This window comes from Pseudomonas sp. RA_35y_Pfl2_P32, from assembly GCF_963970735.1.
Taxonomy (GTDB): Bacteria; Pseudomonadota; Gammaproteobacteria; order Pseudomonadales; family Pseudomonadaceae; genus Aquipseudomonas.
In genome coordinates, this window is record NZ_CAXAQF010000017.1 from 100545 (window position 1) to 114055 (window position 13511).

12 protein-coding genes are annotated in these 13511 nt (G+C 59.6%); 6 read left to right on the plus strand and 6 right to left on the minus strand.

Annotated elements, in window-relative coordinates; translation table 11 throughout:
• The first annotated feature begins 214 nt into the window (after positions 1-214).
• Complete coding sequence (locus tag AACY45_RS18235) at positions 215-2587, plus strand: phosphoketolase family protein (protein WP_339546739.1); 2373 nt, start codon at positions 215-217, stop codon at positions 2585-2587.
• Between the two features lie 64 nt (positions 2588-2651).
• Here the strand turns inward: AACY45_RS18235 and AACY45_RS18240 are convergent, their stop codons facing one another.
• Both AACY45_RS18240 and AACY45_RS18245 read right to left on the minus strand, forming a co-directional pair.
• Positions 2652-2819 carry a hypothetical protein gene (locus AACY45_RS18240; protein ID WP_339546798.1) on the minus strand — a complete coding sequence of 56 codons (168 nt, stop codon included), beginning with the start codon at positions 2817-2819 and terminating at the stop codon, positions 2652-2654.
• Positions 2820-2905: 86 nt separating this feature from the next.
• Positions 2906-3553 (minus strand): BON domain-containing protein, encoded by a 648-nt coding sequence (locus AACY45_RS18245; protein WP_339546740.1) that lies wholly within the window; start codon positions 3551-3553, stop codon positions 2906-2908.
• A 128-nt stretch (positions 3554-3681) separates the two neighbouring features.
• Between AACY45_RS18245 and AACY45_RS18250 the strand changes: the two genes are divergently transcribed.
• On the plus strand, positions 3682-3972 hold the full coding sequence (locus AACY45_RS18250) for an Lpp/OprI family alanine-zipper lipoprotein (RefSeq protein WP_445261198.1): 291 nt from the start codon (positions 3682-3684) through the stop codon (positions 3970-3972).
• A 186-nt stretch (positions 3973-4158) separates the two neighbouring features.
• Here the strand turns inward: AACY45_RS18250 and AACY45_RS18255 are convergent, their stop codons facing one another.
• Positions 4159-4701 carry an Hsp20/alpha crystallin family protein gene (locus AACY45_RS18255; protein ID WP_339546741.1) on the minus strand — a complete coding sequence of 181 codons (543 nt, stop codon included), beginning with the start codon at positions 4699-4701 and terminating at the stop codon, positions 4159-4161.
• Positions 4702-5126: 425 nt separating this feature from the next.
• On the opposite strand from AACY45_RS18255, the gene AACY45_RS18260 reads away from it, so the two are divergent.
• Together AACY45_RS18260 and AACY45_RS18265 are read left to right on the plus strand one after the other, a co-directional pair.
• The gene (locus AACY45_RS18260; protein ID WP_339546742.1) at positions 5127-7409 is read left to right on the plus strand and encodes a heavy metal translocating P-type ATPase; all 2283 of its coding nucleotides are present in this window, start codon (positions 5127-5129) and stop codon (positions 7407-7409) included.
• Between the two features lie 152 nt (positions 7410-7561).
• A complete protein-coding gene (locus tag AACY45_RS18265; RefSeq protein WP_339546743.1) occupies positions 7562-8242 on the plus strand; it encodes a hypothetical protein in 681 nt (226 codons plus the stop codon).
• 157 nt (positions 8243-8399) lie between these two features.
• Here the strand turns inward: AACY45_RS18265 and AACY45_RS18270 are convergent, their stop codons facing one another.
• From AACY45_RS18270 to AACY45_RS18280, 3 genes are all read right to left on the minus strand, one after another.
• Positions 8400-9140, minus strand: coding sequence for an SDR family NAD(P)-dependent oxidoreductase (locus AACY45_RS18270; protein WP_339546744.1), 741 nt, complete (start codon positions 9138-9140; stop codon positions 8400-8402).
• Between the two features lie 29 nt (positions 9141-9169).
• Positions 9170-10000 (minus strand): shikimate dehydrogenase family protein, encoded by an 831-nt coding sequence (locus tag AACY45_RS18275; RefSeq protein WP_339546745.1) that lies wholly within the window; start codon positions 9998-10000, stop codon positions 9170-9172.
• 266 nt (positions 10001-10266) lie between these two features.
• The gene (locus tag AACY45_RS18280; protein WP_095170122.1) at positions 10267-10980 is read right to left on the minus strand and encodes a FadR/GntR family transcriptional regulator; all 714 of its coding nucleotides are present in this window, start codon (positions 10978-10980) and stop codon (positions 10267-10269) included.
• A 285-nt stretch (positions 10981-11265) separates the two neighbouring features.
• Here AACY45_RS18280 and AACY45_RS18285 point away from each other — a divergent pair, with 285 nt between their 5' ends.
• On the plus strand, positions 11266-12507 hold the full coding sequence (locus AACY45_RS18285) for a branched-chain amino acid ABC transporter substrate-binding protein (RefSeq protein WP_339546746.1): 1242 nt from the start codon (positions 11266-11268) through the stop codon (positions 12505-12507).
• Positions 12508-12566: 59 nt separating this feature from the next.
• The gene (locus tag AACY45_RS18290; RefSeq protein ID WP_339546747.1) at positions 12567-13508 is read left to right on the plus strand and encodes a branched-chain amino acid ABC transporter permease; all 942 of its coding nucleotides are present in this window, start codon (positions 12567-12569) and stop codon (positions 13506-13508) included.
• Positions 13509-13511: the final 3 nt, after the last annotated feature.

Here is a 13511-nt window from a genome sequence, read left to right on the forward strand (position 1 = left end):
GCCATTTGGGAAGTCTCACTAAGGATAGGCGGCGTGGGGTCTGACACGCCGCTCATTCTCGGGAATGCCGGTGTAATCGACGAGCGGAACATCCTTTGGGCATTTTTACCCGAATCCCGGCTTGGGCATTTGATGTAAATCAAGTCTTGAGTGCCCCAGAGACTCAGAATTGTTCAAAGCCTATCAATAGCCCGGTCCTTTGGCGGAGAAGTTCATGAGCGATTTCTTGAATGCTGAGCAACTGGAGGGCCTGGATGCTTATTGGCGCGCCTCCAACTACCTGGCTGTCGGACAGATTTACCTGCGCAGCAACCCGCTGCTCAAACAGCCCCTGACCCTGGCGCACCTCAAGCCACGCCTGCTGGGCCATTGGGGGACGACACCCGGGCTGAACCTGATCTATACCCATCTCAATCGTGTGATCAACCAGTACGACCTGAACATGCTGTTCATCGCCGGCCCCGGTCACGGTGGGCCGGCGGTGGTCGCCCAGACCTACCTCGAGGGCACCTACACCGAGTTTTGCCCCGCGGTGGAATGTAATGAAAACGGCCTGCTGCGCTTGTTTCGCCAGTTCTCCTGGCCCTACGGCATCAGCAGCCATGTCTCGGCACAGATACCGGGCTCCATTCATGAGGGGGGTGAGCTGGGTTATAGCCTGGCCCATGCCTACGGTGCCGCGTTTGACAACCCGGACCTGATCGTCGCCTGCGTCATCGGTGACGGCGAGGCTGAGACAGGGACACTGGCCGCCAGTTGGCACTCCAACAAGTTTCTCAATCCGGCGCGGGACGGGGCGGTATTGCCCATTCTGCACCTCAATGGCTACAAGATCGCCAATCCCACCGTACTGTCCAGAATCAGCGAGGATGAACTCTCAGCGCTGCTGTATGGCTACGGCTACGACCCGTACTTCGTGGAAGGCGATGAGCCGATGCAGGTGCATCAGGCGCTGGCCCGGACATTGGACACCATCGTGTTGAAAATCCGGGACATTCAGCTTGAGGTGCGTCGTTCAGGACACTCCACGCCGCCGCAACGGCCGCTGTGGCCAATGTTGGTCTTGCGTACCCCCAAAGGCTGGACCGGTCCGAAATTCGTCGATGGTCATCGCGTCGAAGGCACATGCCGCGCGCATCAAGTGCCGTTGGCCGATTTCCAGCAACCGTTGCACTTGCGCCAATTGGAGGAATGGCTCAACAGCTACCGCCCGGATGAACTGTTTGATGAAAACGGTGCGTTATTGCCCCAGATCACGGCACTGGCACCGACCGGACACCGGCGGATGAGCGCCAACCCCCATGCCAACGGTGGTGTGTTGCTGCGCCCCCTGGATTTACCGCGATTCAGCGAGTATGCGGTGGCATTTGATGCACCTGGCAGCCTGCGCGCGGAGGCCACACGGGTGATGGGGAGGTACTTGCGCGATGTGATGAAAAACAACCTGAGCTCCAGTAATTTTCGCCTGTTCGGCCCGGATGAAACCGCCTCGAACCGCCTCGATGCGGTCTATGAGGTCAGCGCCAAGACCTGGATGGAGCCGCTGGAACCGGACGACGTCAATCTGGCCGCCGAGGGTCGCGTGATGGAGATTCTCAGCGAACAGGTCTGCGAGGGCTGGCTTGAGGGTTATCTGCTAACGGGGCGCCATGGGCTGTTGTCCTGTTACGAAGCGTTCATTCATATCGTTGATTCGATGGTCAACCAGCATGCCAAATGGCTGAAGACCGCCGCCCAAGTGCCCTGGCGGCAACCCATTGGTTCGCTGAATTTTTTGCTGACCTCCCACGTCTGGCGTCAGGACCACAACGGGTTTTCCCACCAGGACCCGGGGTTCATTGATCTGGTGGCCAACAAAAAGTCGGACGTCGTGCGGATCTACTTGCCCCCCGACGCCAATTGCCTGTTGTCGGTGACGGACCACTGCCTCAGAAGCCGCGACTACATCAATGTCATCGTCGCCGGCAAACAGCTGGAATGGCAGTGGCTGGACATCGATGCCGCCACCCGGCATTGCCAGAAGGGTATCGGTCGATGGGGCTGGGCATGTCGCAATGATGAAGACCCCGACGTGGTCATGGCCTGCGCCGGCGATGTGCCGACCCTGGAAACGCTCGCCGCCGTCACCTTGTTGCGTGAGTACGTGCCGGATTTGCGGGTGAGGGTGGTCAATGTCGTGGACCTGATGGTGCTGCAGCCGTCATACCAGCATCCCCATGGCATACCGGACAGCGAGTTCGATGATTTGTTTACCCAGGACAAACCGGTGATTTTTGCTTTCCACGGCTACCCCGCGCTGATTCACCGTTTGATCTACAAACGCACCAACCATGAGCATTTCCATGTGCGAGGCTTCAGGGAGGAGGGCGCCACGACCACCCCCTTCGACATGGCGGTGATCAACAATCTGGACCGCTATCAGCTGGCGCTGGACGTCATTGAGCGCGTGCCTCGTCTGCGTGATCAGGTCCCGGCCGCCAAGGCGCGATACTGGTCGACGATGGAGCGCCACAAGCTGTATCTGATCGAGCACGGGCAGGACATGCCCGAGGTCCTGAACTGGCAATGGACGCATGTGGATCGTTAAGCCCTGCGCGGCATTCGCTGACGGCGTCAGTGAAGGTCCTCAGGGCCGGGGCACGATTGAGACTTTATGGACCGGATCCATGGCCGGCAGGCTGCTCGCTCAGCAGTTGTAAAAACTCGCTGTACGGTAGGGGCTGAACGATATTTCGTTCGAGAAACAGACACGGCACAAGCGCGACCACAAAGAAGGCGATCACGAAGTAAGACAGGTTCCATTGTTGATGTTTCTTCATGGCCTTGGCCCGCGCAGGAGGCGATGTGGAGGAAGGGCAACCGGTCAACGCGCCCGGCGGTACCGAACCGTCTCCGGGCTGTTGCTTCAGGCGAGCAGCAAATGATCTTCCACCTTGTTGACGCCCGGTACTGACCAGGCGGCCCGTTCCGCGATCTTGCGTTCACGCCACAGATGTACCCGGCCTTCAAGTTTGACCACACTGCCTTCAACCTTGATGTGAATCCCTTTGGCATCGACTTCGGCATTGCGCTTGAGTGCTTCTTCGATGCGCTTCTGGATATCGAGCACATCAACCTGGGGACGCAGCGTGAGTCGGTTGTCCACGCCGACCACCCCGGATAGCTTGCGCACGGCCCGTTCTACGGTTTCCTTCTGGTACTGCCAGTCCACCTGGCCTTCCAGGCTGACCCAGCCGTTCTCCACAATGACCTTGGCTGCGCCCTGGGGAATATCGGCGCTCCAGTCAATGATGTTGAGGGCGCGATTGGCGATGGTGTCGTCCGCCGTGCCGGCCCCCTTGTTCAGTCTCACCTGGATTTCTTCCGCCAGTGCACGTACGCCTTTGATCGTCTTGACGGCACGTTCGACGCGTACTTTCTGTGCATAGTTGGTGACGTGGCCGGTCAGGGTGACAACTCCCTTGTCGACGGCAACACCAATGTTGGCGGCATCGATGTCGGGCAGGAATTCGAGCTCTTCGAGTATGGATTTACGCAGGCTCAAGTCGTTCATGGCGATGTCCTCGGTTGAAGGGCGATAGTTGCCCGTTCCACTTTTTTACGCCTGAGCAACTTCGCGGCATTGAGTTAAATCAAGTCGGCGCCAGTGGTCGTCTCCGTTGATCGCCCGGTGTTGGTTGATTGATAAAAATCAGAGAGTCCCGGCAATGCCCACCGAAACTTGAGTATAAAAAAATCAACAGGTACTTCACCGTTGCACTGTTGAGCATACTTTTGGCGGCGACGGCCGGGTGCAGTAATAGGCATGCCCAGGCAATCGACGCTCGCTTGGAGTCCGCGGAAAACAATGCGGCGTGGGCGCGACTCAGGGCTGACGAGGCATGTTTGAAGGCACAACTGGCATCGGAAGTGGCGCTTCGAGCACAACACACGGCCGATGAAGCCAATGTGCGTGTCAGTCGGATGAAGTAAGGCGCTTGGCAAGTACGCAGTCCCTCTATGAAACCCCGTACGCGATGACGGAAATCTGATCTCGCGCGCAAAGGAATAGGGTGTGACAGACCCTGACTCATTCGTATCGAACAGCGTCGATACTGATCATGCTGACAACAAAAATCCCCCGGCCGGTTTCCCTGCTGGAGGCAGTTTGCCTGGGATTCAATCGGCTTTGATCGGCACGACGTTATCCGCTTTCATGGCCTCAGGCTTTTTCGGCAGCGAGAGGCTCAGCACGCCTTTGCTAAAACTCGCCTCGATCTTATCGGCATCGACGCCTTTGGGAAGGTTGAACACCCGCTCGAAGGAACCATAGTGACGCTCGCTAAGGTAGTAGCCGTTACGTTTTTCTTCCTTGTCGTCTTTCTTTTCCCCTTTGATGATCAGGTTGCCATTGGACAGTTTGACCTCGATGTTTTTCTGATCCATGCCAGGCAGTTCGGCAGTGATTTCGAAACTCTTGTCTTTTTCGGTGATATCCACGGCAGGCAGGCTGTGACCGATGAGTTCTCGCCGCCACAGCGGATCGACATCAAACAAGCCACGGCTGAAGGGTGACAGGTTTGAGCGGTGGCTGAAGTCTTCAAACAGGTGATCGACCTGTTGCCGGAGTTTTTCCAGGGGGCGCCAAAGATCAGTGCCCACTGAACGCTCACTGACTTTGTCCTCGTCAGTCACGGGCATTTTTTTCACGGAATTACTCATTTTTACACGCCTCTTGGATGAAGGTGGCTGCCGACATCCCACCTGCCGGCCCAACCTGAAACAACAGAGCGAAGGCCATGGCGTCGGCACCTTGCAAGTGAGTGGTCATGGGCATCTGCGCGAAACGCGAGGTCTGCATGCATCGAATCTGATGATGCAACGACGGTCTCTAATTTCTACTGAAGGTCCCGCGCCTGTTTGATTTAGATCAGAAACAGGGCACACACCGGCTTTTTCCAAAAACGGCCTTCATTGGGCCTGTGCTCGGCTTCAATGAAGGCGCCGCATCGGACACGTTAAGCATTCGAGACCTAAGCTCTACGGGGGCGTCGCTGACACTAGTCGTTGGAGTCACCCTCACGATCAAGCCTTCAGCGTCATGTTCCGCGTGGGGAATGCCAATCGTTTTAGAGGGACTCGCGTCGATGCTCAGTAAATGGCTGGACCCCGCGCTGCTGTTGCTCACCGCCCTCACGCTGTTGGCGGGGGGCGTTGCGTATCTTGCACAAGAGGCTGACTGGGCGTCGGTGTGCTGGGCTGCCGGCAGTCTGGTGATGGCCTTGATCCTGCTCGTTGAGATTGCCAAGCGCCTGGCTCGCCGGGAGGCGGGGGTCGACTTGATCGCGTTGCTGTCGATTACCGCCGCCCTGGTTTTCGAGCAAGCCTTGGTGGCTGCGGTGATTGCGTTGATGCTGGCATCCGGGCGCACCCTGGAGTTTTTTACCAAGCAACGCGCCGAGCGCGAACTGCGAGCCCTCGTTGACCGCGCCCCACGTACGGCCTGGTTGCAGGAGGAGGGCGGCCTACGCAAGGTCCCCGTGGAGCAAATCCAGGCGCATCAAACCGTGTTGGTACGGTTGGGAGAAGTCGTGCCAGTCGACGGCTGTCTGCTCAGTACGGCCGCCATTCTCGACGAGTCGGCGCTCAGCGGTGAGTCGTTGCCTGTCACTCATCGTCAGGGTGAGCAACTGCCCAGTGGCGTTTCCAATGTGGGGGCACCCTTCCTGCTCACGGCCACAAGAACGTCAGCACAAAGCACCTATGCAGGTATCGTTCGGCTGGCCGAGGCCGCGCGCCGCTCGCGAGCGCCTTTTGTACGACTGGCTGACCGCTATGCGTTGTATTTCATACCGCTGACGTTGCTGATTGCCGCCGTGGCCTGGCACGTGAGTGGTGATCCCTTGCGAGCATTGGCGGTGCTGGTGGTGGCGACGCCTTGCCCGTTGATTCTGGCGGTACCCATTTCCATCATGTCGGGTATTTCAAGGGCGGCACGGCGCGGGATCCTGGTCAAGGATGGCGCGACGCTGGAGGCATTGGCCGGGGTAAAGCAGGTGTTTCTCGACAAGACCGGCACGCTGACCAGCGGCCATGCCCGTCTGCAGTCGATAGAGGTCAACGGGATGACCGACCCGCAACGTCTGCTGGGCCTGGCCGCTTCGTTGGCGCAGGCTTCGACTCACCCCATCTCCCAGGCCATTGTCGACGCGGCGCATCAGCGCCAATTGCCCCTCAGCGTGCCGCAGGACGTCGAAGAAAGCCCAGGCGCAGGACTGTGTGGGCGGGTCGATGGCGTGCGGGTGCGTTTTGGTACGTTGTCTTTTGCTCATGCGCAACCCCCTGCGACCGAGTGGGCCTCAGCCATGCTGCGCCACATGGATTACCTGGCGTGCAGTGGCAGCTTCATCGACGTCGACGGGGCGCTCGCTGGCCTGCTGGTGTTCTCCGACAACGTTCGGCGCGAAACCCCGCAGACCCTGCGGCGACTGCGCAACAGAGGCATCGAAAGGATCGTCATGCTCACCGGGGATCGCCTGGAAACCGCACAGATGATTGCGCTGTCTGCCGGGATTGACGAGCTGCGTGCCGGGTTGACCCCCGAGGAAAAAGTGCGCGCTGTGCAGCAAGGTTGCCTGCGCAGCAGCACCCTGATGGTCGGCGATGGCATCAACGACGCCCCCGCGCTGGCGGCGGCCAACGTCGGTGTGGCCATGGGGGCCGCGGGCGCCACGGCTTCGGCACAAGCCGCGGGTGTCGTCCTGCTGGTGGATCGCCTCGATCGTCTGGTCGAGGCGCTGGACATTGCCCGACGCACTCGCCACATCGCCCGCCAGGGGGGGCGGGCCGGGATGGGCATGTCGTTGCTGGCCATGGTGGTGGCGGCCTTCGGTTACCTGCCGCCCTTGATCGGCGCCGTGGTGCAGGAGGGCATCGACGTGGTGATCATCCTTAACGCCTTGCGGGCACTGGGACCTTCGTGGGGGCTCAGGAAACGAAAGCTGACCGCAGCGCACATCGATCGCCTGCAAGACGAACACCAACAACTCTCCACGGTGCTAAGCGATCTGCACCAGTTGGCCAGCGACTTTGCCAAGCGTCCGCTTGCGCAAGCACAGACCGACCTGCAGGAACTGGTCGACACGCTGCAGACATCATTGGCGCCGCATGAACACGAAGATGAAAACGCACTGTACCCGCTGCTGACGCGAAGCATGCCGGGCGAGGACCCGATGGCGGCCATGAGCCACGCTCACCGGGAGATTTTTCGCCTTATCCATCTGCTGGCGCGCATGAGCCGTGACTTTTGTTCCGACCCCACAACGACGCCGGCTGATGAGGTCCAACACCAGTTGATTCGGCTCGACACCCTCGTGCAATTGCATTTTGAGCAGGAGGAGGAACTGTTTCGTTATCTGGATGGGCGCTAGTGTATGTTCCGATCCCTCACGGGTTAGTCACCACTTGTGCTGCGGCCGTCCTTGAACCGGGTGCAGCAAATTCTTTGAGGTTGCTGATTAAGCGCATTCGGTGTGAGAAGGTTATTGATACTTCATCGCCGAAACTGATCAAGGAGCCTCAAATGGAGTTTCAGGTATGGCAGGCTATCGTCGTGCCGCTTGTCATTGCGTTGCTGACGCTGTTCGTTAACTGGCGGCACAACACTGCCAGCATCTCTCATCAGAGGACGCAGCGGTTGCGCGATCTGGTCCGTTCCGGTGAGTGGCGCACCGTCCACCCAATGGTGCTGGTGATGGATGTACGTGAAGCCTTCAATCAGCGGATCAATCTTGATCCGCGTGCACTGCGCCTTGTTCTGAACTACCAGGATCACGCTTTTGAAGCGTTGAGGCACTATCTGCGGGCTCGAAACTTTGTGTTCGTTTCCGAAGATGGGCGGCGATTCCAGCGGTCGGGGCGTGGCAGTAGTGAAAAAAACTACGGTCATTGGCCGATCTACGTTGCGTTGTCTGGTTTGCTTCTTTACACCGGGCTAATGGTGAGTTTTTTCTACCTTGTAGATCAGCAACGGTTTGAGGCGATCTATCTGCTACTTGGCGCGGTATTAGGTTTGTCGCTCTCAACGTGGGCAGCGTTCGGGATGAATACAGCTAATCGCTTACTCAAAATGCCGCCCGTCGAGGATTGTCATGATGCTTTGGCTCAGGCCGAACCTGAAAGGCCTGCGTCCGAGACGGTGCAGGATAGTGCGAGGGCTGGCGTTCAAAAAAGCCCATTACCTGAGCAGACACGGGCTTGTTGAAGGCTTGGCACAGGTGAGGAAAAGGCAGGCCACTTTACGGCATGGTCTGGTCATTCATCTTGCCAATGCCCATCGTAATCGTGGCCCCCTAACAATCCTGCGCAACGAAACCCCAGTTTTACTGACGGGCAGTAAACCTGGGCTATGACGGCAAACCTCACCCCGCAATATACAAACCCCCATTCACATGCAGCACCTCACCCGTCATGAAGCTTGACCCGCTGCTGCACAGAAAGGCGATCACCGAGGCGATCTCGCTGGGTTGACCCAGGCGTCTGAGGGGGGTCTGTTCCACCGAGTCGCTGCCGCGGGCCGCGATCAGCTCCTGGGTCATTGGGGTTTCGATGATGCCGGGGGACACGGCGTTGACCCGGGTGTCCGGACCCAGCTCGCGAGCCAGGGCACGGGTCAGGCTCAGCAGGCCGCCCTTGGAGGTGCCGTAGTGGGCGTTGGCAAACGCGCCACGGTGTGCGGCCACCGAGGTCAGGTTGACGATTGCGCTGTTGCTGCGCAATGCCGGGATCGCCCGGCGACACAGGTAAAACACCCCGTCGAGGTTGATGCTCAAAGTCTGGCGCCATTGTTCATCGGTCATTTCGCGAATCGGCTGTGACTGGTACAGGCCGGCCGACGGCACCAGGAAGTCAATGCCACCGAAGCGCTCGACGGCCAGTTGCACGGCCTTGCTCGAGTCATCGGGGTCGGCCGCGTTCATCCGCAAGGTGGCGACGCGCTCGCCGCTGGGATCAAGTTGCTGGGCGAAAGCCGCCAGCCCATCGCCGTCCAGGTCGGTGAGCACCATCGAGGCACCGTACTGATAGAACAGTTTCGCCACTTCACGGCCAATGCCACCGTTGGCGCCTGTCAGCAGGAGGACGCGGTGAGTAAAGTCGTACATGGTCGGGGTCTCCGAAAGAATGTCAGGGTTCATGGGCCGAGAATGCGGGCCAGGTGCTCGTGTTGCAGGTCAACACCGAGAAAGCGGCAGATTTGTACGATCTGGCCGTAAATCATGTGTTGCCCGTGGTGCACGCGGCAGCCGCGCTCGCGGGCCGCTGCCAGCAGGGCGGTATCGCCAGCGCGCATCACGGCTTCGCAGACCAGGGCATCGGCTCGTAGGGTGGCGGGATCCAGGGGCAGGGCGTCGTCATCCTTGAGGCCCAGGGCGGTCGCGTTGATGATCACGTCGAAGTCCTGCGCATTGCCGTCACTGCTGCTCAGGTCGACCTGGGGGAACTGCGCCCTGAGGCGTTCGAGCAAGGCTTCGGCGCGTGCCGGGGAGCGGTTGTAGATCGCCAGTCGGGCCGGTTGCTGTTGGGCAATCGCCCAGGCAATCGACTTGCCGGCCCCGCCGGCACCCACCAGCAGCACCCGCTTGCCTTCCAACCGGTGGCCCTGCTGATGTAGGCCGGCGAGCATGCCCTCGCCATCGAAGTTACCGCCGATCAGGCGACCGCTCTCGGAGTCGATCCGTACCGCGTTGACCGAGCCGACCTGGCGCGCGGTGTCGGTCAGTTCGTCGCAGTATTCAACGATGCTTTCCTTGTACGGGATGGTCACCACCAGGCCTCGCAGATTGGCGATGCCGGACACCCCGAGCAGCACTTTGTGCAGGTTCGTGCCGCGTACATGCAGGGGCACGCAAGCCAGGTCCAGGCCCTGGTTGGCGGCGCTGTGGTTGATCACTTGCGGGGTTTTTACATGGGCGATCGGATCGGCAACGATGCCGATCAGTTGCGTCTGGCCACTGATGTGCATAGGAAATCTCAACGGTAGGATTGGGCACGAGCGCTGCCGTCGCGTTCAAGCGGGGCGGGGCCGAAAAAGGCATCAAGCGCAAGCAGCAAGGGTGGCGGCTGGGCAGGTGCATTGGGTCTGTTGGAAGCGAGGCGGACCCGTGAAGCCAGTCCTTGCAACAGCGCTCTGATGGCGGTCATGATTATTGGCCTGTCTGACATATTTTGTTGTTGTCTGACAGGATGGTAGAAGGCTTGGCTTTTCGGTGTCAAGGTGCTGCAGGGGGATCAGGCCTGCAGGTACATGTTCATGCGCTTGGCGGCATTGCGCAGATGACGCTCGGCAGCTTCACCGGCCAGCACCGGATCGCGCGCCTGGATGGCCTGGAAGATGGCCTGGTGTTCGTCCTGCACGTCCTGGATCAGCTCGTTGTAGATTTCCGCGGTGTTGCTGCGAGCCTCGCGAATCAGCCGGCGGACACTGTGGTCGAGGTACTCGTTGAGCGACTTGAAATGCGGGTTGTGCGTCGCCGCGACAATCGCCTGGTGGAAGGCGTAGTCCTCTTCGTCGCCGAGTTGGTCATTGACCATGGCGTACTCCATGCCCACCAGGGCCTGGCGGATCTTCTTCAAGTCTTCGGGGGTATGACGCAAGGCTGCCAGGCGCGTGGCGCCTACTTCAATGGTGATCAGGAATTCGAGGATATGCAGCAATGCATCCTCTTCGCCCAGCGAAACCTCTTTCAAACGAAACGCATGGCGCTCGCCGCGCTTGGCGACGAACGCGCCCTTGCCTTGCTGAGTCGTGATCAATTCCTCGAACTTGAGCTGCGACAAGGCTTCACGCACCACCGCACGGCTGACCGAAAACTGTTCGCACAGTTGCCGTTCGCTGGGCAGTTGGTCGCCGGTAGCCAGCCGTCCGGACTGGATTTCGCCACTGAGCCAGTGAACGATCTCCATGGGCAGGGGCTGGTAGGGGGGCACGTTATCGCTTTTCATTGTTCAGTCCTCTGCCGGGAGGCAGCACGCGTACGGGTATCGAAGTGATGAGCTGCTGATAGTGAAGGATTGAGTTGTGGTCTTACAAGTGTTTGAAAAAAATAATCTTGTGTAGAACCGGCTATTTTCAAGGCCTGCGAGTCAATCGATAAAAAATAAAATGCTAATTCCTGGCTCGGGTGCTTTGACTTCGGGTCAGGCTTGACGTAGTTTTTGCCAACTGGTCAGACAAGCTATGGCTAATGTTCTACCAGATTGTAAATAACAATAAAAAACGAGGTTTCCATGCACACCAAGACCACGCTGCGTCTGCTCACCCTCGGCACGACCCTGTTCGCCGGTATCGCCTGCGCCGATCCTTTGAAAGTGGCGTTGGTGGAGACCCTGTCGGGGCCGTCGGCCGCCACCGGGCAAATGTTCCGCGCCGCCACGCGTTTTCAGATCGAACGGCTGAATGCCGAGGGCGGCTGGAACGGCGAACCCATCCAGCTCCTCGAATTCGACAGCCAGGGCACCCCGGCGGGCGCCTCCGAGAAACTCAAGGCCGCCATTGGCAGCGGCGCCCAAATGATCGTTCAAGGTGCATCGTCAGTGGCCGCCGGGCAGATCACCGAAGACGTGCGCAAGTACAACCTGCGCAATAAGGGCAAGGAGGTGGTGTTCCTCAATGTCGGCGGTGAAGCGCTTGAACTGACCGGCAGCAAATGCCACTTCTATCACTTCCGCTTCAACGGTAACGCGCCGATCCGGGTCAAGACCCTGGTCGCGGCGATGAAAGAGGCGGGCACCCTGGGCAGCAAAGTCTATTCCATGAACCAGAACTACAGCTGGGGCCTGGACATGGAGCAAGCCATCACTGAAAACGCCGCCGCTGGCGGTTATCAACTGGTGGGCAAGAGCCTGCACGACACCCAGAAGGTGCAGGACTTCTCTCCCTACATCGCACGCATCCAGGCCTCTGGCGCTGAAACCGTGCTGACGGGCAACTGGGGCAACGACCTGTTGCTGCTGATGAAGGCCAGTCGCGCCGCGGGCCTGAAACTACGCTTCGGTACCGCTTTTCTCGATCAACCGGGCAACCTGGCCAACGCCGGCGATGTCGCGCTGGGTCACTACGTTTCCCATCCCTTCAACATCGAGGCCGCGGGCGAATCGGGCAAAACCTTTGCCAGCGAGTACCAGGCCAAGACCGGTCACCTGCCTGCCTATATCGAGCCACAAACCGTATTCGCCCTGCAGATGGTCGGCAATGTGCTGAAAAAACTACCGGCCGAAGACGGGCGCCTCAATACCCGCAGCTTCGCCCTGGCCCTGGAAAAAGCCAGCGACAGCAACCCGCTGGGTGATGTGCGCATGCGCGCCGAGGATCACCAGTTGCTGATGCCGTTCGTGGTGTCGGTGGTGTCGAAAGAGGCCCTCTACACCGTAGACGGCACCGACATGGGCTTTGTGCCGATCAAGTCGTTCAGTGCCGATCAGGCCGCTGCGCCTGTCCAGCAAGCCTGCCGGATGCAACGGCCCGAATGACCTGCGTGGCGTGCCAGCCCGGCACGCCTTCCTGTCCATCGCGAACGCTGGAGTCGCCTATGGAATTTCTTACAGTTTCACTGCTTAACGGCGTGATCTACGGCCTGCTGCTGTTCATGGTCTCGGCCGGCCTGACCTTGATCTTCGGCATGATGGGGGTGCTCAACTTTGCCCATGCCTCCTTCTATATGGTGGGCGCCTACCTGGCCTACACCCTGCAGAAGTTTGTCGGCTTTGCCAGTGCGGTGCTGCTCTCGACCGTGCTGGTGGGCCTGCTCGGGGTGATCGTCGAGCGGTTTTTCCTGCGCCGGGTACACCAGCACGGTCACGCTCACGAGCTGCTGCTGACCTTCGGCCTGACGTTCATCATTGCCGAGCTGATCAAGCTGTTCTACGGCAACTTTTCCGTCGAGTACCGGGTGCCGGAGTTCCTCAACTTTGCCGCCTTCCAGGTGTTCAGTACGGATTATCCGTTCTATCGCTTGTTGATGGGTGGAGTGTCGTTGCTGGTGTTTGGCCTGATCTATCTGCTGTTGACCCGCACCCGTGTCGGCATCGTCGTGCGGGCGGCGATCCATCGCCCGCAAATGGCCGAGGCCCTGGGGCACAACGTGCCGCTGGTGTTCATGGCGGTGTTCGGCATCGGCGCAGCGCTGGCCGGCCTGGCCGGGGCACTGGCGGGGGCGTTCTACACCACCAACCCAAACATGGCCCTGGAACTGGGGGTGATCGTGTTTGTCGTGGTGGTGGTGGGTGGCCTGGGCTCGATGGCCGGGGCCATGATCGCGTCGCTGCTGATCGGGCTGATTTCTTCTTTCGCCGTGGGGGTGGACCTCAGCCTCGCGTCGCTCTTGGGCTTGGTGGGGGCGGGTGACTGGGCGCGGCAGATGGGCGGGCTGATGACCCTCAAGGTGTCCAGCGTGGCGGCAACCATTCCGTTTGCGCTGATGCTGCTGATTTTGCTGATCCGGCCGTCCGGGTTGATGGGCGAGAAGGGATAAACC

What these genes read in the sequence shown, in the direction of transcription:
- AACY45_RS18235 (WP_339546739.1), top strand. Translation starts at nt 215, where the DNA reads ATGAGCGATTTCTTGAATGCTGAGCAACTGGAGGGCCTGGATGCTTAT.
- AACY45_RS18240 (WP_339546798.1), bottom strand. Translation starts at nt 2,819, where the DNA reads ATGAAGAAACATCAACAATGGAACCTGTCTTACTTCGTGATCGCCTTC.
- AACY45_RS18245 (WP_339546740.1), bottom strand. Translation starts at nt 3,553, where the DNA reads ATGAACGACTTGAGCCTGCGTAAATCCATACTCGAAGAGCTCGAATTC.
- AACY45_RS18255 (WP_339546741.1), bottom strand. Translation starts at nt 4,701, where the DNA reads ATGAGTAATTCCGTGAAAAAAATGCCCGTGACTGACGAGGACAAAGTC.
- AACY45_RS18260 (WP_339546742.1), top strand. Translation starts at nt 5,127, where the DNA reads ATGCTCAGTAAATGGCTGGACCCCGCGCTGCTGTTGCTCACCGCCCTC.
- AACY45_RS18265 (WP_339546743.1), top strand. Translation starts at nt 7,562, where the DNA reads ATGGAGTTTCAGGTATGGCAGGCTATCGTCGTGCCGCTTGTCATTGCG.
- AACY45_RS18270 (WP_339546744.1), bottom strand. Translation starts at nt 9,140, where the DNA reads ATGTACGACTTTACTCACCGCGTCCTCCTGCTGACAGGCGCCAACGGT.
- AACY45_RS18275 (WP_339546745.1), bottom strand. Translation starts at nt 10,000, where the DNA reads ATGCACATCAGTGGCCAGACGCAACTGATCGGCATCGTTGCCGATCCG.
- AACY45_RS18280 (WP_095170122.1), bottom strand. Translation starts at nt 10,980, where the DNA reads ATGAAAAGCGATAACGTGCCCCCCTACCAGCCCCTGCCCATGGAGATC.
- AACY45_RS18285 (WP_339546746.1), top strand. Translation starts at nt 11,266, where the DNA reads ATGCACACCAAGACCACGCTGCGTCTGCTCACCCTCGGCACGACCCTG.
- AACY45_RS18290 (WP_339546747.1), top strand. Translation starts at nt 12,567, where the DNA reads ATGGAATTTCTTACAGTTTCACTGCTTAACGGCGTGATCTACGGCCTG.